This is a genomic window from Fictibacillus solisalsi (assembly GCF_900103485.1).
GTDB lineage: Bacteria > Bacillota > Bacilli > Bacillales > Fictibacillaceae > Fictibacillus_C > Fictibacillus_C solisalsi.
In genome coordinates this window covers 391,129-415,279 of sequence record NZ_FNHW01000001.1, presented here as the reverse complement: position 1 = coordinate 415,279, position 24,151 = coordinate 391,129, and the positions used below count along the sequence as shown (strand labels likewise).

The 24,151-nt window shown below is 43.7% G+C and carries 28 protein-coding genes; 3 read left to right on the top strand and 25 right to left on the bottom strand.

Annotated features, from left to right (window positions below; all coding sequences use genetic code 11):
• Nucleotides 1-5: 5 nt before the first annotated feature.
• The 6 genes from BLT53_RS02135 to BLT53_RS25315 all read right to left on the bottom strand — a co-directional run bounded on the left by BLT53_RS02135 (nt 6) and on the right by BLT53_RS25315 (nt 3,622).
• The gene (locus BLT53_RS02135) at nt 6-713 is read right to left on the bottom strand and encodes a YjjG family noncanonical pyrimidine nucleotidase (protein WP_090232423.1); all 708 of its coding nucleotides are present in this window, start codon (nt 711-713) and stop codon (nt 6-8) included.
• The gene (locus tag BLT53_RS02130) at nt 710-1,177 is read right to left on the bottom strand and encodes a DMT family transporter (RefSeq protein ID WP_090232422.1); all 468 of its coding nucleotides are present in this window, start codon (nt 1,175-1,177) and stop codon (nt 710-712) included. Before BLT53_RS02130 ends, BLT53_RS02135 begins: the two co-directional genes overlap by 4 nt.
• 15 nt (nt 1,178-1,192) lie before the next feature.
• Nucleotides 1,193-1,891 carry a Crp/Fnr family transcriptional regulator gene (locus BLT53_RS02125; protein WP_090236644.1) on the bottom strand — a complete coding sequence of 233 codons (699 nt, stop codon included), beginning with the start codon at nt 1,889-1,891 and terminating at the stop codon, nt 1,193-1,195.
• Nucleotides 1,892-1,918: 27 nt separating this feature from the next.
• Entirely contained in the window at nt 1,919-2,344 is a 426-nt protein-coding gene (locus tag BLT53_RS02120) for a DMT family transporter (RefSeq protein ID WP_090232420.1), read from the bottom strand.
• A 126-nt stretch (nt 2,345-2,470) separates the two neighbouring features.
• A complete protein-coding gene (locus BLT53_RS02115) occupies nt 2,471-2,941 on the bottom strand; it encodes a DinB family protein (RefSeq protein ID WP_090232418.1) in 471 nt (156 codons plus the stop codon).
• Nucleotides 2,942-3,064: 123 nt separating this feature from the next.
• Complete coding sequence (locus BLT53_RS25315) at nt 3,065-3,622, bottom strand: peptidoglycan-binding domain-containing protein (RefSeq protein WP_090232417.1); 558 nt, start codon at nt 3,620-3,622, stop codon at nt 3,065-3,067.
• Between the two features lie 291 nt (nt 3,623-3,913).
• Here BLT53_RS25315 and adhP point away from each other — a divergent pair, with 291 nt between their 5' ends.
• Nucleotides 3,914-4,924 carry an alcohol dehydrogenase AdhP gene (gene adhP / locus BLT53_RS02105; RefSeq protein WP_090232415.1) on the top strand — a complete coding sequence of 337 codons (1,011 nt, stop codon included), beginning with the start codon at nt 3,914-3,916 and terminating at the stop codon, nt 4,922-4,924.
• A gap of 40 nt (nt 4,925-4,964) precedes the next feature.
• Here adhP and BLT53_RS02100 read toward each other — a convergent pair whose 3' ends face one another.
• The 8 genes from BLT53_RS02100 to BLT53_RS02070 all read right to left on the bottom strand — a co-directional run bounded on the left by BLT53_RS02100 (nt 4,965) and on the right by BLT53_RS02070 (nt 11,445).
• Nucleotides 4,965-6,416, bottom strand: coding sequence for a sigma-54-dependent transcriptional regulator (locus BLT53_RS02100; RefSeq protein WP_090232414.1), 1,452 nt, complete (start codon nt 6,414-6,416; stop codon nt 4,965-4,967).
• 30 nt (nt 6,417-6,446) lie between these two features.
• Entirely contained in the window at nt 6,447-8,078 is a 1,632-nt protein-coding gene (locus BLT53_RS02095; RefSeq protein ID WP_342027867.1) for a GAF domain-containing sensor histidine kinase, read from the bottom strand.
• Between the two features lie 20 nt (nt 8,079-8,098).
• Nucleotides 8,099-9,247 carry an iron-containing alcohol dehydrogenase gene (locus BLT53_RS02090; protein ID WP_090232410.1) on the bottom strand — a complete coding sequence of 383 codons (1,149 nt, stop codon included), beginning with the start codon at nt 9,245-9,247 and terminating at the stop codon, nt 8,099-8,101.
• A gap of 287 nt (nt 9,248-9,534) precedes the next feature.
• Nucleotides 9,535-9,837 (bottom strand): hypothetical protein, encoded by a 303-nt coding sequence (locus tag BLT53_RS02085; RefSeq protein WP_090232409.1) that lies wholly within the window; start codon nt 9,835-9,837, stop codon nt 9,535-9,537.
• A 110-nt stretch (nt 9,838-9,947) separates the two neighbouring features.
• Nucleotides 9,948-10,151 carry a helix-hairpin-helix domain-containing protein gene (locus BLT53_RS02080; protein ID WP_244520334.1) on the bottom strand — a complete coding sequence of 68 codons (204 nt, stop codon included), beginning with the start codon at nt 10,149-10,151 and terminating at the stop codon, nt 9,948-9,950.
• 117 nt (nt 10,152-10,268) lie between these two features.
• Entirely contained in the window at nt 10,269-10,418 is a 150-nt protein-coding gene (locus tag BLT53_RS24900; RefSeq protein ID WP_170834197.1) for a hypothetical protein, read from the bottom strand.
• 95 nt (nt 10,419-10,513) lie between these two features.
• Entirely contained in the window at nt 10,514-10,702 is a 189-nt protein-coding gene (locus BLT53_RS02075; protein WP_090232407.1) for a hypothetical protein, read from the bottom strand.
• Entirely contained in the window at nt 10,687-11,445 is a 759-nt protein-coding gene (locus tag BLT53_RS02070; protein ID WP_170834196.1) for a type II toxin-antitoxin system SpoIISA family toxin, read from the bottom strand. Before BLT53_RS02070 ends, BLT53_RS02075 begins: the two co-directional genes overlap by 16 nt.
• Before the next feature lie 160 nt (nt 11,446-11,605).
• Between BLT53_RS02070 and BLT53_RS02065 the strand changes: the two genes are divergently transcribed.
• A complete protein-coding gene (locus BLT53_RS02065; protein WP_090232404.1) occupies nt 11,606-13,084 on the top strand; it encodes a flavin monoamine oxidase family protein in 1,479 nt (492 codons plus the stop codon).
• Here BLT53_RS02065 and BLT53_RS02060 read toward each other — a convergent pair.
• Nucleotides 13,062-13,829, bottom strand: a complete 768-nt coding sequence (locus BLT53_RS02060; RefSeq protein WP_090232401.1) for an alpha/beta hydrolase — start codon at nt 13,827-13,829, stop codon at nt 13,062-13,064. The genes BLT53_RS02065 and BLT53_RS02060 overlap by 23 nt on opposite strands.
• A gap of 199 nt (nt 13,830-14,028) precedes the next feature.
• Between BLT53_RS02060 and BLT53_RS02055 the strand changes: the two genes are divergently transcribed.
• The gene (locus tag BLT53_RS02055; RefSeq protein WP_090236637.1) at nt 14,029-15,231 is read left to right on the top strand and encodes an aminotransferase-like domain-containing protein; all 1,203 of its coding nucleotides are present in this window, start codon (nt 14,029-14,031) and stop codon (nt 15,229-15,231) included.
• Nucleotides 15,232-15,275: 44 nt separating this feature from the next.
• On the opposite strand, the gene BLT53_RS02050 is transcribed toward BLT53_RS02055, so the two are convergent.
• The 10 genes from BLT53_RS02050 to BLT53_RS02005 all read right to left on the bottom strand — a co-directional run bounded on the left by BLT53_RS02050 (nt 15,276) and on the right by BLT53_RS02005 (nt 24,134).
• Nucleotides 15,276-15,965, bottom strand: a complete 690-nt coding sequence (locus BLT53_RS02050; RefSeq protein WP_090232399.1) for an N-acetylmuramoyl-L-alanine amidase family protein — start codon at nt 15,963-15,965, stop codon at nt 15,276-15,278.
• Nucleotides 15,966-16,093: 128 nt separating this feature from the next.
• Nucleotides 16,094-16,495: a DUF1801 domain-containing protein gene (locus BLT53_RS02045; RefSeq protein WP_090232398.1), complete on the bottom strand. Its 402-nt coding sequence runs from the start codon at nt 16,493-16,495 to the stop codon at nt 16,094-16,096.
• Between the two features lie 14 nt (nt 16,496-16,509).
• Entirely contained in the window at nt 16,510-16,929 is a 420-nt protein-coding gene (locus BLT53_RS02040; RefSeq protein WP_090232396.1) for a VOC family protein, read from the bottom strand.
• Nucleotides 16,930-17,030: 101 nt separating this feature from the next.
• Nucleotides 17,031-17,474 (bottom strand): DUF5085 family protein, encoded by a 444-nt coding sequence (locus BLT53_RS02035; protein WP_090232395.1) that lies wholly within the window; start codon nt 17,472-17,474, stop codon nt 17,031-17,033.
• Entirely contained in the window at nt 17,471-17,932 is a 462-nt protein-coding gene (locus BLT53_RS02030; protein WP_090232393.1) for a DUF5085 family protein, read from the bottom strand. The genes BLT53_RS02035 and BLT53_RS02030 overlap by 4 nt, the downstream gene beginning before the upstream one ends.
• A gap of 287 nt (nt 17,933-18,219) precedes the next feature.
• Nucleotides 18,220-19,008 (bottom strand): hypothetical protein, encoded by a 789-nt coding sequence (locus BLT53_RS02025; protein ID WP_090232392.1) that lies wholly within the window; start codon nt 19,006-19,008, stop codon nt 18,220-18,222.
• A gap of 23 nt (nt 19,009-19,031) precedes the next feature.
• Entirely contained in the window at nt 19,032-20,174 is a 1,143-nt protein-coding gene (locus BLT53_RS02020; protein WP_139168358.1) for a hypothetical protein, read from the bottom strand.
• Between the two features lie 312 nt (nt 20,175-20,486).
• Nucleotides 20,487-21,014: a DinB family protein gene (locus BLT53_RS02015; RefSeq protein ID WP_090232388.1), complete on the bottom strand. Its 528-nt coding sequence runs from the start codon at nt 21,012-21,014 to the stop codon at nt 20,487-20,489.
• Nucleotides 21,015-21,131: 117 nt separating this feature from the next.
• Nucleotides 21,132-22,580 carry a GntP family permease gene (locus BLT53_RS02010; RefSeq protein ID WP_090232387.1) on the bottom strand — a complete coding sequence of 483 codons (1,449 nt, stop codon included), beginning with the start codon at nt 22,578-22,580 and terminating at the stop codon, nt 21,132-21,134.
• Nucleotides 22,581-22,673: 93 nt separating this feature from the next.
• Entirely contained in the window at nt 22,674-24,134 is a 1,461-nt protein-coding gene (locus BLT53_RS02005) for a CoA-acylating methylmalonate-semialdehyde dehydrogenase (RefSeq protein WP_090232385.1), read from the bottom strand.
• Nucleotides 24,135-24,151: the final 17 nt, after the last annotated feature.

Below are 24,151 nucleotides of genomic sequence, written 5' to 3'. Positions count from 1 at the left end.
TTTATTTAAAGTTTCTCTTCCTGTTCCCTTTTCAAGATGGAATACAACTCGTCCAACTTTCTAATTTCATATGTGGGCACGATTCCCGAATCGTTCGGTTTGCCTTCAGGATTAAACCAGCATGTGTCCAAACCCGCCAGCTGGCCGCCTTTAATATCGGAATACAGAGAATCCCCAATGATCAGGGTTTCTTTGGGTAATAGTCCCGGAACTCGTTTAAACACATAATCAAAGTACTCCTTCATTGGCTTTTGATACCCGGTGTCTTCCGAAACAAAAACCCCTTTGAACAATCCGTGCAAGCCTGATCCGCGCAGCCGTTTATCCTGCGTTTTCGAAACACCGTTCGTTACGATGTAAACATGAAAGTGATCCTTTAGCTCGGTGATTAATTCAATCGCCCCGTCTATAAGGTGAAATCCTTCATCCAGGAAGGCACGGTAGCTTTTTTCCATGGAAACGCCGTCGGCTTCATGGCCGTACTCTTTCATAAAAAGCGCAAAGCGGGTGTTCAGAAGTTCAGACCGCTCGATTTTTCCTTCTTCATAGGCCTTCCATAAACTTCTGTTAAGCTCACTGTAATGAGTTTCCATTTCATCCGAAAAAGGAAGCTTTTCTTGTTCGAACAGCATGCGCAATGCCGCTCTTTCTGTTGCTTTAAAGTCCAAAAGGGTATCATCTGCATCAAATAACAGCGATTTGTAGGTTTTCATGAGGCCATCTCCTTTTGCTGGTTTTCTTCTCTGCTGTTCGATTTAAATAAAACGATTCCTCCAATGATGATCAGCACACCTATCAACTGTTTAAATGTAAAAGGCACAGGTTTCAGACCTAAAAACCCGTACGTATCCATCAGAAGAGCAAATCCCAGCTGAGAGGCCATAACTATCGAAATGGCGACAGTTGGCCGAAGCCTCTTCATGCTCTGGACCACACACGTTACCACCCCTACACCGATCAGGCCGCTGAACCAATACCACGTTTGCATCGGATGAAAAGCAAGGATTCTACTGCCCTCAAACACAAATCCAAGTGACAGGGAAGCAAGAAAGCCAAGGAACAGCACCAATGTTGTTGTTGCCCAGGAGTTCGCATGCTCGTTCACTTTGCTGTTAAATATATTCTGCATCCCAACCAGCGAACCCGCAATCAGTGCCAAAAGAATTCCCAAAAGCATAAAACACCTACTCCTCTACTCGTAAATATTATCATTCGCCAGTTTCTTCAATCCTTCATGGTCCTTCACAAGAATTCCCCCGCTATACCGTTCAATCAGCCCTTCTGCACACAGCTGCTGAATCACCCGGTTCAGGTGGCGATAGCTCGTTCCAATCAGATTGGCGGCATCCTTCAGACTCGCTGTACTGTGCCTTCCGTTTAATAATCCATCCGATGCATCAAACGAAACAGACAGCAGATAGCTTGCCAGCCGGACTTCCACTGGATACAGCAGGTTAAACCGCAAAGTATTGGATTTAATATAGAATTTATTGGTGATAATTTTCAGTAAAAAATTTAAAAACGCCGGGTCGTCGCTTCCATATTTTTTCAGCCAGCCGTGACGAACACCAATCATGGTCACCTGCGATACGGCCTCTACCGTATTGACCGTCTCTGTTCCTCGTACATATTCAATATCACCAATCAGTTCCAACGGGTTTTTAAACGAAAGGATCAACGTCTTCCCTTCCGGCGAAGTTGTATATACTTTTACTTTTCCCTCAACCAGAACATACAGGTAGGCTAAGGGTTCGCCCTGGACACAAATCTTTTCACCCTGTTCAAACATGCAGAGCGTCAAATGCGCCTGCAGGCTGGTATTGAATAGCGATTCGATTCCGTTAGAGCGCAAATAGGCTGTAATCCTTGCCGAGTCCTTCGCCGTCTCCATATTCTCACCCTCCATTTGCTGATTCCCCTAAAAACTCAGAATAAGTACACCGGCAATCATCATGCTGATGCCGATAAACTGAGGCAGCTTCATCCGTTGTTTGGTTACACCGAACCATCCAAAGCTGTCCGTCAAAAATGCAATACTCAATTGGGCAATGAGGAGTGCTGAGATCGATACGGTCACGCCGATCAAATGGATCGCCGTCACATTACTGAAAATAACGATCGCTGCAAATGATCCTCCTGCCAGATAAAGGGGCTTTACCCGGCGAAACTGCTTCCATGTATCATCCCGGAACGCCAGCATCAAGAGAAAAGCTGCCACAAAACCTGTACCCTGCGTCAATGTCGTGGCCTGCCAGGTGCCGATATCCTGGCTGATTCTGGAGTTCGCCACCCCCTGCAGGGTGATAAAAAATCCGCCCAAGAGTGCAAATAAAAACCCTTTCATCCTATCTCTCCCTTTTTTCATTTCCATTACTCATTATCAAGGAAAAGCATAAGCAAAGGAAAGGACATATGTCCTCATTATAGTAAATTACTAAAAAATAAAAAAGCTGGTTTCCCAGCTTTTTTATTAACCAACATTGACTCCCAGCCCCCGGCGAATTAAATTGGCTGTGACCGGTTCTCTTCCTATTTCCCTCGCCCAAACAGACAGTTGACCGATATGATGAATTTCATGGGCAATCATATGCCTCATAATCTCACCATGTGTAAACCGGACGCTTCCATGCTCCTCCATAATTTGGTGCTCCATGCTATCGTTCCATGCGTTCACAAAGGTCTGAACTTCCGGTTTAAACTTGGCGTCGAGCATCCTGACCTTTTCCAGGGAGCGATACCCATCAAAGCTTTCCTGAAAGTCAGGTTTCCCCTGCATGCCCCTTATCCAGCTCCATTCCACATCCGCAATATGGAACAGAGTATGAAGAATCCCTCCTACACCTCCTGTCCGTTCCTTCAGAAGCTCTTCAAGTGGTACGTCTTCACACCACGAATACCAATCTTCCCGGACCTGCCAGTTATATTGAAATAAAATTTTCATGTGCTCCCCCTTCTCGTTTTATCACTCTCAAAAAACATCTTTCTACAGAACAACAGAATATCCTCCGTAAAAAAAGCATAAAAAACAGGGGAAACAGAAGGCTGCTTTCCCTGTTTGACATTCCTATTCCTGATAGTTAAAAAGCACTTCCCACGTTTCCCGGCCAACGATGCCATCAACCTGAAGATGCATTTTCTTTTGAAATTCTTTGACTTTGGCTTCGGTTTTCGGACCAAAATCCCCGTCCACAGTAACATTGCCTACGACGGCTTTTAATCGTTTTTGAATGTTGACCACATTCTCGCCTTTGTCACCTATTTTGGTGACATGCCCAGGATACGGCAAACTCGTTTGATACAAGGTATTCCAGGTGGTCGGCCCGACGATTCCATCCTCAGTCAAGAAACGATAGTGCTGAAACAGCTTGACATTTTCGAGCGTTTTTTTTCCAAAGATTCCATCGGCTGTGGTCGGAATCAAATTTCTTGTTAACTGTTGTTGGACCTTCTTCACATCCGAACCCCGATCCCCATACTTAATGACATGTCCCGGATACGGTTCAGGTGTGCTAGATTGTTGTGATTTCACTTGTGATCCAGCATGCGATTGAGTTGGAAACAAAGGTGTAACGGCCAGAAACCCTGCAGCGGTCAAGCAGATAACAGACTTCTTCAAACTCATAAAACGATGGCCCCCTTACATGTTTTTGTAAAAAACACACAATGTTAATCTATACCCTGCCGTTTGTCCCTTACAACCTCACATTACCTAAACAGGTAAAATTACCCATATTTATATAATGCTACGGACGACCACTCGGCCTTCTTTTCCGTTTTTTTGTGTGAATATGCCAAAAAATCGGCACACCCTGAAGGCCATTGACGTTTTTGTAAGCGGTTTTACGATAAATAGAGTTGGCACAAATCTTGCACTAGTAAGAAATGAAGTCTATTCATAAAAGGAGGAACTCGTGTGAAAGCAGCTGTTGTTAATGACTTTAAAAACAAGTTGGAAATTAAGGATGTTCCAAAACCGAAGTTGGAATTTGGGGAAGTGCTTGTCAGAATTGAAGCTTGCGGCGTCTGCCATACCGATCTCCATGCCGCCCATGGCGATTGGCCGGTCAAGCCAAAGCTCCCCCTCATTCCCGGACACGAAGGGGTCGGAATTGTAGAAGAAATTGCAGAAGGAGTTACTTCTGTAAAAGTTGGTGACCGTGTAGGGATTCCATGGTTGTATTCTGCTTGCGGAGAGTGTGAATATTGTTTAACCGGCAGGGAGACACTCTGTCCCGACCAACTGAACGGCGGATATTCGGTGGATGGCGGATATGCCGAGTACTGCAAAGCACCTGCCGGCTATGTCGCAAAAATCCCTCCAAACGTTGACCCTGTGCAAATCGCCCCGATTCTTTGTGCAGGTGTGACTACGTACAAAGCATTAAAAGTTTCCGAAGCAAGACCTGGTGACTGGGTAGCCATTTATGGAATCGGAGGACTCGGCCATGTTGCTTTGCAATATGCAAAGGCAATGGGATTCAATGTGATAGCAGTGGATATCCAGGACGAAAAGCTGGAACTTGCTAAAAGACTAGGCGCTGATCTAACAGTTAATGGTAGAAATAACGACCCTGTCCAAGTCATTAAAGAGAAAACCAGCGGTGTTCAAGCCGCCATCAGTGTGGCTGTTTCAAGAATAGCTTTCGAACAAGCCTATCATTCTGTAAAACGCGGCGGCACGGTGGTTGTTGTTGGACTACCTGCCGATGAACTGCCCATCCCGATTTTTGATACTGTTTTAAACGGAGTCTCAGTCAAAGGCTCCATAGTTGGAACCCGAAAAGACATGCAGGAAGCTCTTGCATTTGCTGCCCAAGGAAAAGTTAAAACGAATATTGAAACAGCATCGATCAACCAGATTAATGAAATTTTTGACAAGATGGAAAAAGGAGAAATCAACGGACGATATGTACTGACCATGTAGAACGGCCGAAAAGCCAAAAGGGGGCTGAGCTCAAAGAGAGCTAGCCTCCCTTTTTTTCGTTTAAAAAATAACGGAGCTGACGAGTCGTGATTTGTAACCGTTCCGCCGCTTCCTTTCGATTTCCCATCGTTTCTTTCAGCATCTTTGTAACAAATGCCCTGCCGATACGAACTTCCAACTCTTTCACTTGTTGAATAATTTCATCAAGCCCTACGTCCTGTTCAGCCGCCCATAATTGATGAATATGTTTGACCCAGTCCTCGAGGTAAAATTGCAGATCCTTTTCTGATTTCCTTAAGGCAGGAATAATGGAGGCGCGGGAACTCGTCCTATCATAGCTGGCAGCTCTTAGTTTATCCGGTAGATATTCGGATGTAATCATCCGGGTTTCTCCTTCCGCCAAAGCGGTTGCACGTTTTACAACGTTCACAAGTTCTCGTATATTTCCTGGCCATTGATAGTGCTGTAATAGATTTTCCGCCTCTTCTGAAAAATGGAGCTGGGATTGCTGTTTTTTAAGAAAATAGGCTAATAGTTCTGGAATGTCTTGTTTACGGTCACGAAGAGGAGGAATAGTCAGTTTTACAACCTCCAGCCGGTAGAGCAGGTCTTCTCTGAACATCTTTTGTTCCACGGCACCAGCAAGATCCACGTGAGATGCAGCTACTATTCGTGTGTTCGTTCTCCTGACAGCTTCATCACCAACTCTCATATACTCTCCTGTTTCAAGCACTCGCAGCAGCTTTACTTGGGTAGATAAAGAGGCTTCTGCAATCTCATCCAAAAATATTGTTCCTTTATTGGCAATTTCAAATATTCCCTTTCGTTCTTTTATAGCTCCGGTAAATGCCCCTTTCTCATGGCCAAAAAGCTCACTCTCCAAAAGAGATTCTGAAAGCGAACCGCAATTCACGGCAAGAAAGGGATAGTCGGATCTTAAACTGGCTTGATGAACAAAATGAGCAAGCACCTCTTTACCGGTCCCTGTCTCTCCCTCAATCAGCACATTGATGTTTTTCTTTGCAATTTTATAAGCAAGCATAATCAAATGCTGCATTTCCTTGCCGGAGCCAATAACCAACCCTGTTTGTTTTGCAATTCTATGTATTTCACTGTCATTGACGCTCTGGTTATGATGAAGCAGGCGATCAATTAAAGACTCCAATTCATCAATATCTTCAAACGGCTTTTCAATATAATCATTTGCCCCCAATTTAATAGCATCCACTGCTGTTTTGATGGTACTATAACCAGTCATTACAATGGACTTGCACCCGGGACATGTTTTCTTGAGCTCTTTAAGAATATCGAGACCATTGGCATCAGGCAGTCGAATATCCAGCAGAACCAAATGATAGACCCGCTCCCTGATTAACTGATAAAAATCTTTACCGCTCCCTCCAAGGGAAACGGTGTACCCTTTACTGGATAACAAATACGATAAAAAATGTCCTACTTCCGGTTCATCATCAATGATTAAAATATTAATCATGCTATCCCCGCCTTAGCTCTCAATTCAGATCTATTCATCCGTTATTGCAGGCAAGAAAAGGGTAAATGTACTCCCCAGCCCCATTTCGCTTTTGACCTCAATCGTTCCCCCGTGAGCCTGGGCAATTCCCAGGCTCACAGATAAACCCAGGCCTGTGCCTTTCCCTGCCTTTTTTGTGGTGATAAAGGGATGGAAAATCTGCTGGATCTGTTTATCACTGATTCCTATCCCGTTGTCAGTAACCGACAGGCAAATCCACTCTTTTCCCTTTACCAGACAGGAGGCTGTAGATATGGTAACCTTTTTATTTTTTTCGTTTCTGTTTTCTAGCGCATCCTTTGCATTGAGTAATAAGTTGATCATTATCTGGCCGATTTGCTGCTGATTTCCATTGACTTTGGGAAGCGGTGATTGTTTTACTACCTCCACTCTTACATTTTGCTTCTCCATCTGGTACACAATTAAGCTTAAATATTGATCAATCACCTCGTTAAGGGAACATTCCTCAAAAAAATATTCATCCTGTCTCGAGAATGTTAACAAATTTTGAATAATACTCTTGCTCCTTTTTCCACAGTTCACGATGTCGGTTAACAGCCGGTATGAAGGTTCATCTTTATTCGCTGTTCTTAACAACAATTGTGAATTCCCCAGGATAGCGGTTAGCGGATTGTTCAGTTCGTGGGCCACACCTGCCGCTAACTCCCCGATTGCTGCAAGCTTGCCGGATTGTACAAGCTGTGCTTCCATTTTCCGTTTTGCAGAAACATTTCGTAAATATAAGATCAACCCATACATTTGTTTTTTTTCATTTAGCACCGGAGAAACAGTACTTTCAAATATTTGTCCGTCTTTTCGTCGAATTTCTTGCAGTGCAGCCTTTTTCTTTTGAAGACAATCCTCCATAAGGACTTTTATTTCATTATGATTGAGAAAAAATCGAATGTTTCTCCCCGTTTCCTCTGCATCTTTTAATTGTAAATAGTCTTTGGCAGATGCATTGACCTTCAAAATTTCACCCTTTAAGTTGAGCACGAAAATCAAATCAGTCACTGCTGAAAATGTATCTTCCCATTCTTTTTTGGCGTTTAACACCTCGTTGTACAGTCTGGCGTTTTCCAGACAGACCGAAAAATGATCGGAAAGCTGCTGAAGAAAAGAACCATCTGACTTATCATATTCGATGATGCCCTTGCTTCCAATGCCAAGGACTCCAATCACCGTCCCTTTGCTGTACAATGGGAAAACCAACATACTTTTTAATGACTGACCCGAAGCTGAAACGGTTTCAGTCTCTTCCTCAAAGGTATGGTACAGCATTTTACCGCTATCCAATGCTCTTCCATAAATCGATCGATCATGAAGCTGATGATTCATTGCGTCATATTCGTTTGGATAAAAATTTGTTAATTCAAGTGTTTCACCCTGACAAATGGATAAGCTGATCGAATCAAATTCATACATGGTTTTCAATTTATCCAGTATGTTTTTTAACATCTCATCCATCGACATTTCCACATTCAAGCTTTTCATCATATCATTAATGATTTCTAGCTGAAGATTTTTCTTCTGCATCTTCATGACTGTTTTTTTCAATTCGGTGTAATAATTACGCTTTGAGGATTGAACACCCGTAAGCTGTTCAATTAATTGGTGCCGCATGGACAATTTTCCCATCCCCCTTACAAGGCTTGTCGGTAAAGCTGAATGACATCTTCTATTTTAATATCACGAGGATTGGTTATCATGCATGCATCTTCCAATGCGACCTGGCTCATTTCAGAAATCCCCTCATCCGTAAGTCCCATTTCCGATAGGCGCTGTGGCGCTCCGATATCCAGAGATAATTGTTTAATATAATCAATAGCTTTTTTTCCTGCCTCTATATTTGACAGGTTCTGAACGCTTTCTCCGCACAATTCAGCAATCGTGCTGAATTTTTTCGGTACAGCAAGAAAGTTGAACTCCATGACATGCGGTAGCAATACGGCATTTACCTCACCATGAAGCAATGGAAACCGGCCTCCAATGGCATGTGACATGGCATGCACGGCTCCCAATATAGCGTTCGAGAAAGCCAATCCTGCCTGTAAAGAAGCCATCGCCATATGATACTTGGATTCCATATTAATTTTCGAAGCGACGGATGGACGGAGATGGTCTGCCACAAGCTGAATCGCATTTTTGGCCTGAACATCTGTCAAAGGTGTGGCTGCTATACTTACATAGGCTTCTATCGCATGGGTTAATACATCCAATCCGGTTGAAGCGGTCAATTGAGGACTTTTGGTCGTCAGAGTTTGAGGATCAACAATCGCAATATCCGGAACTAATGATTTCGATACAATAGTCATTTTCTTTTTATTTTTTGAGTCAACGATAACTGAGAACTGGGAGACTTCAGAGCCCGAACCAGCGGTGGTGGCGATCATAACCATTGGCGGCAATGGTTCATTGATTTTATCTACACCTTCATAATCATGAATACTTCCGCCATTTGTCACCAGGATGGCGATTGCTTTTGCTGTATCAATCGCGCTCCCTCCTCCTACGCCAATCACAGCATCACACTCATGGGCGATATATTGTTCTTTCCCCTTTTCAACCTCGAAGTCTTTTGGATTGGTCGTAATATCATAAAAGGTAGCAAAGAGCAGCCCTGCCTTTTTACAGTTTTCAATCACATTCTCGAGCCACCCCTCATTCATGACACCCCGATCGCTTACGATCAGCACTTTTTTAGCTCCCAGCCGAAGACAGCTTTCTCCAACCTGATCCCTTGAACCATGACCAAAAATAACTTCAGGCATAACAAATTTATTGATGTTCATTCGGCGCTCCTTTTCCATGGCAGTATTATGCTGATAATGGATATTTCAATAAATGACAGAATTATCTTTTAATTAGACATACCATAGAAAATCGGCTTCCTCAACACCTTTCTCACGAAAAACATGTATTACGTCTCATGGTATTGAGAATAAAGAGGGCTGGTTAAAGGATATTCGATGGTTTGATCAGCGTCTTGAGCTGTTATGGTCTCTTGGCTTGGGCGTTACTTGGGGTTCAACACGATTTCGTTGCGGTTGACAAGGAATGGTTGCATATCAAGTCATTTTCATTTTCCGAAAACATAAAAGCACAGCTGAACCTGCCAGCAGTGCTTTTTTTTATCAACATTTCCGGTAACTGGCTTGTTGTTCATAGCAAGCTCGCCATCCAGGCTTTGAGCGGCCAAACGAATAGCTTTTCTGTGGGAAGCCCCCATTCCGACCCCGACAAACATGATGACATTCTTTGCTTTATCAGAATCTGCAGATTTCTTCTCTTTTGCATCTGCCATTTGATTGGCGCCAAATGATGGGATAAGTGCCAATGAAAGTGTTGCTGCAGCTATGGCTTTCTTCTTCAATACTTCCACTACCTTTTCCTCTGAAGTGCCCTCATTGAGTAAACAATTGTGAAGGCATAATAAACGTTGAATTTTCAAGAGGAATTGTAAGGATAAGTAGCATCAATAGCTGTCATCACCTATTCGGAAAAGTTGAGCCCCTGTTTTTTGAGTGCTTCCTTTAACTGGTTCATTGCTTTTGGACCCATCCCATGAAGCTTGGATACTTTTTCTTCGCTATGCTTCGAAAGTTCTTGATAACTGGTAATGCCGGCACTGGCTAAAGCGCGCTGTGCCGGTTTGGCCATTTTTGGCGGAAAATGCTCCTCAGTTGTCTGCGCCAACTTCCTCACCCTCTCCAAAATGTATGCTTTCGTTCACTTTTCGCTAATTTTTCTACAATTCCTGCAGTATCTGCAAAAACACAAAAAAAGAAAGGGAGCCCCTTTCTTTTTGCCTTATTATTTACCGGTGAAAAATGTCCACCGCTTTTTTCGAAGTTCATTTAAATACGTTAAGATAGAATGATTCTCTTCCTTTAACGCTTTTTCGAAATGGGACAAGGTCGGTTTGGGACCTTGAATCCGGGACACAAACCGTTTGCTTTTCACAAACTTCCCTCCAGCTCCATGGATGTTTGCTTTAGTATATGCAATCCAGCTGAAGATTCATACAAAAAAAGCAGCGGAAATGTCCGCTGCCCTGCCTATCTATGCTTAAATGTACTGCGCCGCTGCCCTTTTTGTATAATCCGTTCATTCTCCTCCATCACCTGCAAAGTGTGATGGCTGATCCCTACTTTCGGGAACTCAATTCTCGGTTTCAGTGTGACTCCCTTACGATCGCTTTTCAGCGAAACCGGCTGGCTTCCCAACACATCTAATCCTCTTGCCATGCCTCCTCACTCCTTTCCAGTGCCTGTACTAAAATATCATATGTGGCGAGCAGGATGCCCATCAAGGAACAATCTACATCGCTGACTTTTGCAGTTGAAGAAATACGAATCACGTAGGTTTCATCTTCAATGTTAAATGGATAAAATGCAAAGTTATCTTCTTTATTGTAGTAGGCTTCCGCCCGGGACAATGTCGATTGAATCAAGCTGGCGTTCGAATACATCGCCAGAGCTTCATTTTTTTCCTGAGGTGTCGTGAACGGCAGGATCGTAAAACTATGGCCTTCTTTCTCAACATACGCCTCAAGAACAAGTTTCAGTCCGTATAAATAATTTTCCTTACTTCCATAATACGCCGTGATTCCTTCCGTTTTCAAGATATACAGCGCATTATTTACTTTGGCCCGCAAATCATCGAGCAGCATTTGGTTGTTTTCCACGGATTTTGTGATTCTTGCTAGTTCATTATTCCCGATTTTCTTTAAGTACAAACTCAGGAAAATGAAGGCATCAATCAGCACAAACACCATCAGTACCACCAGATAGTGATCCCAATTGTTAAAGATGCTGTGCGGATTCCCCGTCCAGTAGATCAGGGCGCCAAATATGTAAAGCACATACCATAATTTCCGGATTGCATCCAACTTCTGCTCGGCCCGTTCCTCATCCCGCCAATAAAAAATAAGATAAGCTCCAATTCCCACAAATACAACCCAAACGACCACCCGAAAAAACCAGATCAACACGTCTCCCTCCTGTCACCTGCTGTCTACCACCTAAATTCCATTACAAAAGGGAAGAATCCTGCTAAAATGACGAATTCCTCATATTGAGTGGATAATGAAATATATTAGTAATGGAATTTGACTCTCTCGTGTAAAAACAAGAACGAGGAGGACTCCTATGCCTTCAAGCCGATTGCTCCAATTGCCTACGGAGCAAATGCTTTCCATTATTCGGAATGGCCTTGGTTTATCACAGGTCCAAAAGAAAATAATTATCGTAGGTGCCGGCATGTCCGGTCTTGTCTCAGCCTCGTTATTAAAGCAGGCGGGACATGATGTAACCGTACTGGAAGCAACTGAAAGAGTAGGCGGCCGTGTCTATACCATGAGAAGCCCTTTTATGGACGATTTGTATTTGGATGTTGGAGCTATGCGTATCCCCCAAAACCATTACTTAGTACTGGAGTATTTAAAGAAGTTCAATTTAAAAGCGAACAAATTTCTGAATGCTACGTCAAATGACCTTATTTACGCTAATGGAATAAAAACCAATCAAAATGAGTATCAGCGGAATCCCGATATTCTCCATTACCCAGTAGAACCTCATGAACGAGGAAAATCCGCTGAACAGCTTTTAATGATGGCGATCAAACCAGTCGCCGAGTTCATCAGGAAAAACCCTCTTGAGAATTGGCCCAAAGTCGTAAGAGACTTTGATAAATACCCGATGTCTTTTTTTCTCCGCTTTAACCCTGTTGGTCCAAGTCTTTCTCCCGGTGCAATTGAAAGTATAAAAGTCTTGGTTGGACTGGAGGGCTTTCCGGAGTTATCGTTCCCGGCCATTTTAAGAGAGCTTCTTCCGCTTTTTAGCCCGGATATCCAGTTTTATGAAGTTGAAGGAGGAAATGACCGTCTTCCCAAATCATTTTTGCCCTTCTTAAAAGAGAACCTGCACTTTGGACACCAAATGACAAAAATTGTTCAGCACAACGGGCAGGTAACCATTCACTCCAGACACACAAAAAGTCAACGGCCCCTCACCGTAACAGGCGATCTTGCCATTATTACAATTCCCTTCTCGTTACTTAGTTTTGTGGAAATCGAACCTAGAAATTCCATTTCCCATAACAAGTGGAAAGCCATAAGGGAACTGCACTATGTGGCTTCCACAAAGATTGGTCTCCAATTCAAAAGGCGTTTTTGGGAAAAAGAAGGTATCGCGGGGGGAAAATTGATGACAGACCTTCCCATTCGATTTGCATACTATCCAAGTCATCTTATTGGAACTTCCGGATCTGGAATTATACTCGCCAGCTACACATGGGAGGATGATACCCTGTCCTGGGATAACCTTCCTGAAGGTGATCGGATAAGAAATGCTCTGGATAATCTGGCCACAGTACATGGAAAATCCATTTATGACGATTTTTTAACCGGGGCTTCGCACAGTTGGTCTCAATATCAGTTTTCAGGAGGAGCCTTTTCAATGTTCAAGCCTTCACAAGAGACTGAATTATTCCCCTTCATTCCTACCCCGGAAGGGAGAGTGCATTTCGCTGGTGAGCATACTTCAACGGCACCTGCATGGATTGAAGGAGCGATTCAATCAGGGATACGCGTTGCATACGAGGTAACTAATCTTCCAAGGTCTTACTGATTTCGTTCCATTCCAACCCTTCCAGGAACCGCAGTACATCCTCTTTAAGCTTTCTTCTGTCAGGGCCTCTTGTCACAAGGTGTGGAGAATTTTCATACCAGACGAGGGATTTATGTTGTGTGGAAACTTCGTCGTAAATCACTTTCGCGCTCTCTTTGTTTGTAGGGTGGTCTTTTCCAGATTGCACCACCAGGACCGGACAAGAAACCCCGCCAAGGCGCGGGCCGACCTCTTCAATCACGGCTTGTAAAGACTTGACCGCCTCTTTCGACTGCGGCTTCAGCTCCTCCCATTCCGCTTCTATTTGCTCGGGTGGTATTCGTAAAATCGTTTTATAGCGTTTGGTAAAAGAACTGACATGCCGGCCAAGATCCTCTGCACTCTTAGGTTTGACAGGAGCACACATGGACACGAGCCCTTTTACCGGATAAGTAAAGGCTGTTTTTATGGCGAACACACCACCCAGGGAAAGTCCAATCACGGCAATTTCTTTAAACCCCTTTTCTAGTAACGATTGATAACCTTCTTCAACGCTTTTCCACCACTGTTCAGCTGTTGTAGTCACCAGTCGTTCAGGAGTATCGCCATGACCTTCATACAACGGTCCAAGACATGTATAACCGTTATCATTCAAATAGCGTCCCAGATCCCGAACATCGACCGTATTCCCGGTAAATCCGTGCAAAAGCAGGACTGCACATTTCCCTCCCTCAAAGAAAAACGGCTTTGATGGTACCATTTTCATCCTGATGCCTCCGATCCTTTTATCTTTAATTACTGTATCACAAGACAATAAACCGGAAAAAGAAACAGCATAAAAACCTTCCGTAAATGTATTTTATTAGAAAATTCACACAAAATTTAGAACTATTTTCAGAATTGTCATTGACATTCGCTATAGAAGGAGTAAAATGTTCATTAAAACTTTAACCGAGGTGTCCGTTTTGAAGTACGCATTTGCCCATCGAATTTATTCATTACAATCTTCTGCTGTCAGAGATATTTTAAAAGTTGTCAATCAGGAAGGCGTCATTTCGTTCGCAGGTGGTTTGCCTGATGATCAGTTGTTTCCTGCAGAAGCCATCGAAGAAGCATTTTCCAAAGTATTTGCATCTGGAAAACATGCTTTACAATATAGTGAAACTGAGGGATATTTGCCCCTTCGTGAAGTGATTCTTGAACGTATGTCCCGAAAAGGTATTACCAATTACACAACCAAAGACATCATGCTGACAACCGGCTCCCAGCAGGTTATCGATCTTTTTTCCCGCGTGATGCTGAATCCCGGGGATGTCATTTTAACAGAAGACCCAACCTATCTTGCTGCCCTTCAGGTGTTCAAATCTTATGAAGCGCGAGTAATTGGTGTTGCCTCTGATGAAGATGGCATGATTCCGGATGACCTGCAAGCCAAAATTAAGGAATACAAACCAAAATGTATTTACGTGGTTCCGACCTTCTCCAATCCGGCCGGAAAGGTTTGGTCACTGGAACGCCGAAAAATGCTGCTTCAGGAAGCGCACCGACATAACATTGTTGTTCTTGAAGACGATCCGTATGGTGATCTTCAATTTAACCGTGAGGAAACATACACTCCTCTGGCTGCACTTGATGACGGAAGCAGTGTTCTGTATACAAGCACGTTTTCCAAGACGGCTGTTCCAGCCCTCCGCACTGGGTGGGTTGCCGGACCGTTCCAGATTGTCCGTATGATGTCTCAAGCCAAACAGGCAAATGACCTTCATTCCAATTCATTGTCTCAGCAGGCGCTGTACCATTTCTGTACAGGATATGATATGGATGGGCACATCAATCGGTTGATCGCAGAATACGAAAAACGGATGAATGCCATGTACGACTGTTTGAAGAATGCCAACCTTCCTGGACTCAAACTGAACAAACCAAAAGGAGGCATGTTCTTTTGGCTGGAGCTAGATGAGCATATTAACACGACTGAACTATTGTCAGAAGCTGTTTCCCGCGGTGTCGCGTATGTACCAGGCGAACCGTTCTTCGCTTCCTTGCCAAAAACAAACGCGATGCGCTTAAATTTCAGCCATCCAACCATTGAGCAAATCGAGAGCGGCATCACTATTCTGACTGATTTGTTTAAGGAATCACTAGAGAAAAACGCAGTTTTATCATAAAAAAAGAAGGAACCTCTCTTTTTTAAAAGGAGGTTCCTTTTCTATTATTTCACCCGCAGGCTTTGTCCAACATAGATCGTATACTTCTTATCCAGATCGTTCCACTTCTTCATTTGATTAATCGTCGATTTGAACGTTTTACTAAGAGAATACACCGTATCCCCCGGAGCAACAGTATGATAAACCGCTGTGGGCTTCCTTTTCAGGTTAAAATTTTTTACCAGCCCATCTACATGGCCGCGTGCAATGCTGGTAAGAAATGAAGCAGATTTTAACTTGTCCGCATCTGCAGCTGTATCTATAAAACCGTTTTCCGTTAAAACCGCCGGCATGTTTGATTCTCTCAGCATATGAAAGTTAGCAGTTTTTTTTCCACGGTCCCTAAAGTCCACTAATTCAAGAACAGCATCATGAATATTGTTCCGGTAGGTTGTTGTGGGCGCTGTGGTATCAGGGTAAATATAGCTCTCAAAGCCTGTCCCGCCACCAGCATTAATGTGAACGGACAATAAATAATCAGCGCCCCATCGGTTAGCTGCATCCGTTCTGTCCTTCAATGATACAAACTCATCCGTCGTCCTGCTCATCATGACTTCAACACCGTTGTACTCTGTGAGCAGAATATTTTTGATTCTCGTGGCAATCTGCAAGGTAATGTTCTTCTCCCGTATGCCGTTTCCTGTGGCTCCTGAATCACTGCCCCCATGCCCCGGATCGATAAATATTTTTACCATCTACCAAACACTCCTTGTTGTAAAAAAACTTGAGACAAGAGAATACTCTTATTCTCTCTATCATTATATGCAGTAATTTAGTAGAGGTTATATCTTTTAGTTTACGTAAACAGCATTTCAAATTCGTGTCAGGATTCCTGAAGCCAGGTCTGGATGACATCCCCAAGTTTCTCGCCCTTAGCCTCTACATCATTCATATCGTAAAATTTAACCATTGCACGGTCATCGGCGAGCCACTCCAACATTCCCGTTTTATCCTTGACAAGGAGTCTCATGCATTTCGGTTCTTTACTATTAGCCCCGCAATGAAAGATTAGTCGAAAGAATCCCTTTCCATGCAAATTAAACGTCAGGCAATCCTCCCCCCGAAAGCAATAGCTGGGAGCATTCCATTTGATTTGTTCATTTAACTCAGGATGAGTATCCAGTATAATTTCCCGTACACGTTGAATTTCCTGCTTGAGCGGATGATCCAATACTTGCATAAATGCCTGTACTTCTTCCTGACCAGACTTCTTCTTGGTTACCATCGTCCTTCTCCTCCTTATTCTCCCTCCCAGGCCGGATTGTAAACGACTTCCCATAAATGGCCATCAGGGTCTTGAAAGTGGCCGGAATACCCGCCCCAGAACGCCTCATGTGCTCGATCAGAAATGACAGCTCCCGCCCGTTCGGCTTTCTCCATCACCTGATCCACTTCCTCCTTGCTGCTGACATTGTGCCCGAGTGTAAATTCCCCCGGGCTTGAAACAGACATAGGAACCTTTGCCTCGTGGGCCAAATCCCTGCGGTGCCATAACGCAAGCTTCAAACCGGTCTCCAGATCAAAAAAAGCGACAGCCCCATGCTCATATTCAGTGCCTATGATGCCCTCTGTCGTAAAGCCCAAACCATCACGATAGAATGTCACCGCTCTTTCTAAATCATCCACACCTAACGTTATAACCGTAATTCTAGGTTTCATGGAAAATCCCTCCTTACATACTTGTTAAATAAAAGAAACCCTGATCCTTTTTTTTGATAAAAGATCAGAGTTGATGAAAAAATTATTTTTTGTGTTTTCTATTATTCACTAAACACCGAAACCTTAACGTCAACATATGAAATGGATTCATCCCCACCAAAAACATGATAGATTGGGGATGCTAAATTTAAATTGTTGTCAACGATATACTGAAGCAGTTCTGCGTAAACAACTTCAGTTAAGGTTTCATAGTTCCCTGTAAAGCGTTTCATAAGCATTTCATCCACATAATAATAACTACGAAACATAAGCGAGTCAGTAGATGGAATCTTATCCTCATGAACAGGCATGAACAATTCGATGTACATGTTTTCATCTTTGGGAATGTTCTTCAAAGAATAGAACATGGGTCCTTTTATCGCTAGATTTGCTTCTCCAATCTCAGAAATAAAGTCCTCAATCACCTGTTCCATATCGCTGTAGTGGAAGAAATATTCTTTAGAGACAACATTGGTATAGGCAATGCTCTGGTCCACAGCAATCATCGGACAGGTTCACCCACTTCTACAATCGGCGCGTACACATCAAGCCACGTTTCTCCGAAAACATCCAGACATACATGGTAAAAACTCGAGTCTAAAGTAATTTGATTTTGTTTAGCGGTTTCTTGGATGAGCTGATAGGCTTCTTCAATTTCCCCATCTTCATCCGTGAAACGGACACATAAGGCTTCCTCGATCACTAAAACATCAATATATTCATATGCTGAACTTTTTTCCAATTCAACGCGATCATTAACTGGAACACTGTATGTAAACTCTCCGGAGGTCGGGTCATTTTCCAACGGCCTGAATTGGAAAAGAACCGGTCCCACTGGGTAGATGCCATTATTTACGACCTGGCTTCTTAAGGCAATTGCAGGCAAAAGCCAGTCTTCTTTTTTTACCACTTGTGTAATGCTAACCAGGTTTAGCATGGATAAAGATTTATATTGTACTTTCAATCTTATCTCTCCTCTCCTTTTAAACTAGTTCATTTTTCTTTTTTACAAACCAATCTGTAAACAATAAAATACAATTTCCAAAAGGACGACTACTTTTTCAAAAGTATTAGGAAAAACTGACCATCCAAACCTAAATAAACCAACAGCTATAAAGAACATCGGCATACTGCACCAAATCATGGATCCAAACATAAATGATACACAACTATCAGGACTTATCCTGTTTTTTGCGGTCCTTTTGAACTCATCTAAATTTTTTTCATTTATATCCCACATAGTTAATTGTTCTAACTCAACCGCTTATTTTTGGATTTACGATTTACATTTTTCTTTGAATATTTCTGTCTTTTCCGTCGATGTTCTTCCCATGAAACGTGAAATGAAGGAAATTTAAATTTGCAATATGCCAACAATTGAAATTCAGCCGCGCCCATAGCCATGGCGTACATAACAATTGTAGCTATCGCATAACCAAAGTAAATATTGAGTCCATAATCATTAAGGCTGATAATCATGATTGCCAATATCAAAGTGTAGACGGCAGATCCTACTATAATCCAAACCTTCATTTTGCTAGTTAAAAATGAGGAATTCTCATCGTTAAAAGCTCCCTCTCCCGCTTGCTTAAAAGTGTCCAGAGTGGTTAAGATATGTGCTACAAAAGCACCTGCGATTAAAAGACCAATGTACATTAATGTTGTTTGATTGGTAGAATAATCCGTCATTCCAGGAAGCACAAACATGGTAAATGTAATCGTGCCCGTTTGAAATGCAAAAAACAGTAAAACCAGAGATTGAAACTTCTGCAGTTTAAAAGCTGCCTTTGGAGATAGAAAAAGAATGAGAAAAACAAGTTGTAATCCGTAAAGCGTTAACTCCAGAGCAACAATATTTTTCTCTATCGGTTGTGAGTAATACTTCCAGCCAAACCGATATAAAGCAGCAAAAATAAAAAACATCATCAATGAGCAAAAAACGGTTGCTCCAATCATGAAACCTGAAATCCCATCCGGAGATAGACGGGTACGACATATTTTTTTAAACCCCTTCAAATTCTTCTCTTTAATGTCCCACATGTACTTCTCCACCTTAAAAAATATTACCAGAAAATAGAGCCTATTTTATGGGTTAGACTTTTGACACCTTTCTTAGCAGCGCTAACTACACTTTCGCCACCTAGCGCATCGAACTTCGTATTTAAGCCATAAGAGGCAATAACACTTACCCCTGCTCCAACAACGGTTCCGATCGGAGGGGCAATCAATGACCCAACAGCGGCACCTGTTGCAGCAGCTGCTGCAATGCCTCCCATATCGACGGCTGAATCCGTTACAATATCAACTGCATCATGGGCTTGCCATCCATCTTTTTGTGCTTCAACCACATTATTGGCAATGGATAAAGCAGATCCTACAACTGCTAGTCCTTTTACAGTTTTCCCCACCTTGCCAACTTCTTTAAAGGTGTCTTTCCATTTCATTGGGTTAATAGTTTTCACACTGTCGGCATAGGAGGATTTAAATCCGGTCCATGCTTGCTTCCCTACAGCTTTTGTAAAACCAATGTTCTTTAAGTCTTTCTTATATTCTTGGTGAGCGACAAAATCTGGCAGCTTATAGATCGCTGTCTTCGCCTTTTTTATTTGTGATTTGGTCGTCTTCAAATCATCAAATTTGAAACCATTCTTTATATATTTGATAAAAGCATCATCATCTTTATTCAACTTTAGCATTTTAGAAATAGCTACAATGTCTTTGGTATTCTTTGAGGATAGCGTATATGCTCCACGACCTTTTCGGCCAGCGGGATCAAAAATGGCCGTAAAACCATATTTCCATTTGAGATATTGGCTAATGGACAAAGCCGTCGTCATTCTGCCATATTTAATTCCTTTACTTACGCTTGCAACCCCTTGTCTAATTCCAGCAAATGCAGTACCGCTCAAGAAAGCGGTAAAACTATCGGCATTGAACACTTTCTGATCCGCTTCACGAAATTGTGTTTCTGTACGCTTTACGACTTCTTCCGCTCCGTTTAACAGGCTCCCGTAATGATCGAGCTCCTGGATCAGGCTGTTATAGAGGGGACTGATGGCAGACAGATTGATTCCGCCTCCGTGGTTTTGCATGGAATAATAGTTCATTTGCAGATTGGACTTAATGGCTTTGCTCTTCGCTTCCAGTTTTTTCACATCCGAAGCGAGCGCTTTTAGTTCGTCTGGTACGACGTTTACACGACTCATCCCTTCTCCTGCCTTTCTATTCTCTATTCTAAAAAAGAAGTAGGACTCCATATATTGGACTTTCCTCCTAAAAACCCCACTTCCTTTTTACCCTTCTTTTTTGCTGCGAAACCAATTTGTGCCAAATTTTAGATAATTCAGGTGAAAATAGTCCTGGTTCTGCCTGGAGGAGCTTAATTACCAGCGTTCCTGTTTATTAAAACTATATTTCTTTTAAACTTACCAACTATTTTACAAAAGTACTTTCCTGGTGTACACAGTAAAATCTGCCTCCTTTTTCCACAGGAGGCAGATTTTAATTTCTTGCATATGTTATACCGGGCTCACAAAGTCGGCATTCTTCATATAAAGGTACAGTCCATAATCCTGCATGACGGATGTATTTCCGGTTTGCCGGATCATAGCCGCCACATGTCCGCGATGATAGTTTCCATGAGTTGAAATATGATAGATCGTTTCCATTGGGGTTGTATCCAGCTGTCCCGCGTATGGATTATCCACTGTAAATACCTTTTCCATGTCATGGTGATCGATATAATCCTTATATTCTTCGGCAAGCTTGGTGTAGCGCTTGTGCATATCAGCCAATGTTTCAGCTTCAGCCTCTCTTCTCAGCGCATCAGACGCTTCCATCCCTTCCTTCATGTCCTCCCCCCGCAGGATGTTCAGCCAGAGCTGGTCGGTTAAATACATATGTACCATAACCGTTGAAAGAGATGGAAAGATGCTTTGCCTCATTTCCTTTTTGTATAAATCCTCCGGAAGTTCCCGCAGCTTTTCAAAGATTCTGGTATTCGCCCAAGCATGATAATCATACATCTCACGTGCATGGTTTTTCATCCTATCAAACCTCCCCTTGCTTTGATCACTTCTAACCCTTTATCTATTCGGGATTACCTTGCCCTATTCCTTTCATAAAAAAGAGCATCCCGGAAGCTCCCGGATGCTCTTTTTTCTTTATACAAGGCCGGTCAGGCTGTAGACACCAATGACAAAGAAGACAGCGATGGTTTTGATCACTGTGACAGCAAAAATGTCACGATAGGCCTGCTTATGGGTCAATCCGGTAACCGCTAGAAGCGTGATAACCGCACCATTATGAGGCAATGAATCCATCCCGCCGGACGCCATCGCCACGATTCGGTGCATGACCTCCATCGGAATGTCAAACTGCTGGGCAAGCTTCACATACTGATCTCCCATGACACTAAGGGCGATCCCCATGCCGCCAGAAGCCGACCCGGTGATGCCGGCCAGCACATTCGTGGTTACCGCACCGTTGACCAGCGGATTGGTAAAGGTATGGGAAATTGTGTCACGCACAACACCGAATCCCGGCAGTGAAGAAATAACGCCTCCAAAACCATATTCAGACCCGGTATTCATCGCTGCGAGCAAAGCGCCTCCGATGCTGGCGTTAATGCCCTTCTGGAAGTTGGTGGTTACTCCCTTCCAATTGTAGGCAATGGTCGCCAGTATTCCCATGCACAAGGCCAATTCTACCGCCCAGATGCCCGCCACCTGACTAAGATCAACCTTGCCAAAGTCCTTTAAGCCAATGGAAGCGAAATCAAATCCATTCGGGTACCATTTGGGAATATAGATGGTAAGCACCTTATTCATCACACCAACCAGAATTAAAGGAACAAACGCCAGCGCCTGCCGGAGGGGTGATACGTGCTGCTGCATCTCTTCCCTGTGGTATTGGGGCTCATCCTGTACCGCCTGGGCAGCAGCTGCCATTTCACTTTCAGCTCCGATCGGTCCGCTGTAGCCTTCACCTTGTTTTCGGGCTTTTTTGCTTCTAGACTGCAAATAAAGGATCCCCAGCGTGAAAACAAACACAGCTCCTATAACTCCAAGCACCGGTGCCGCATAAATGGTTGTCCCGAAAAAGCTCGTCGGTATTACGTTTTGAATCTGCGGTGTCCCTGGAAGCGCATCCATAGTAAAAGATAAAGCACCAAGAGCAATCGCACCCGGGATCAGACGCTTCGGGATATCCGCTTCACGGAAAAGATGCACGGCAAAAGGGTATACGGCAAAGGCAACAACAAATAAGCTTATTCCGCTGTAGGTAAGAATGGCACACATCAAAACGATGGCTAAAATCGCTCTCTTCGCTCCAACAAACTGCACGATGGTTTTGGCGATCGATGCGGCCACACCGGACATCTCTACCAGCTTTCCAAAAATGGCTCCAAGCAGGAACACCGGGAAATATAGTTTGATAAAGCCAACCATTTTCTCCATAAAAATGTTCGAGAAGAATGGCATAACCTGCGATGGATCTGTCAGCACCACAGCGAACAAAGCACAGATGGGCGCAAACAGGATAACCGAGAAACCCCTATATGCCACAAACATCAGTAAGCCAAGCGCTAACAGGATAATAAGGAGATCCATACCCTCACCTCTTTTTTAAATATTAAAAAAACGGATGAACATGCCTTTCTACAGGCATGCCCATCCATCACTCATGCTCTTGCAGTCTTAGTCTTAGTAGCGCGCTGTCAGCATTTTTTTACGTGTGTAAAACTCCACGCCGTCTTTGCCGTTCGCATGCAGATCACCATAGAAGGATTTCTTGTATCCGGAGAATGGGAAGAACGCCATCGGTGCAGGAACGCCCATGTTCACACCAAGCATCCCGGCATCGATCGTATCCCTGAATTGACGGACCGCTTTTGCACTGTCGGTAAACAGGCAGGCACCATTGGCAAAATCAGATTGATTCGTCAGCTTGATGGCTTCAGTCAGGTCGTTGACACGGACCACTGAAAGCACAGGTGCGAAAATTTCATCCTTCCAGATCTTCATTTCGGTTTTAACGTTGTCAAAAATCGTTGGTCCTACAAAGTACCCCGGCATATCGCATGCCTGATCATTACGGCCATCGCGAGCTAGTGCTGCTCCTTCCTTTACACCGCTATCAATATACTGCAGCGTCTTGTCTTTATGAGACTGGCGGATGACCGGTCCAAGGAAGACATTTTCATCCATGCCATTTCCGATAGTCAGTTCTTCCGCCGCCTTGACGAGCTTTTCCACAAGGGGATCTGCAATCTCACCGACAGCCACCACAACTGAGCATGCCATACAACGTTCACCGGCAGAACCAAACGCAGCGTTGATGATGTTTGTTACCGCAAGATCCATATCGGCATCCGGAAGCACGATGCTATGATTCTTTGCACCAGCAAGTGCCTGCACACGTTTGCCATTCCCAGCACCTGTTTTGTACACATGCTCGGCAACCGGCTGTGAACCGACAAATGAGATGGCCGGAATGCGTTCATGCTCGAGAATGCCGTTTACTATATCACGGCCACCGTGAACGATGTTCAGCACACCATCAGGAAGACCTGCTTCCTTAAACAGCTCTGCCAACCGGTTAGCCAGCAGCGGCGTACGCTCAGACGGTTTTAAAATAAAGGTATTTCCGCAAGCAATGGCGAGCGGGAACATCCAGCAAGGGACCATCATTGGAAAGTTGAACGGTGTGATGCCGCCAACGACCCCGATTGGATAACGGTACATGCCGGATTCAATACCTGATGCGATGTCCGGAAGTTGAGAGCCCATCATGAGGGATGGAGCACCTGCCGCAAACTCCACGCATTCAATACCACGCTGAACTTCTCCATAAGCTTCACCGTAACTCTTACCGTTCTCCTCTGTAATCAGGCGGGCCAGTTCATCCCAATGGTACACTAGCAGCTGCTGATAACGGAAAAGGATGCGTGCACGTTTTGGAACCGCCACCTGGCTCCAGGATTCAAAGGCACGTTCTGCCGCTTTCACCGCAAGCTCAAGATCTTCACGATTGGATAGCGGTACTTCAGCCAGCGCCTCTCCGGTTGCCGGATTCGGCACCGTTTCGGTTTGATTGGAACGGGACTCCACCCATTCACCGTTGATAAAATTCTTTAAGGTTTCCACTTTAGTAATAGAAGACATGTCTATTCCACTCCTTG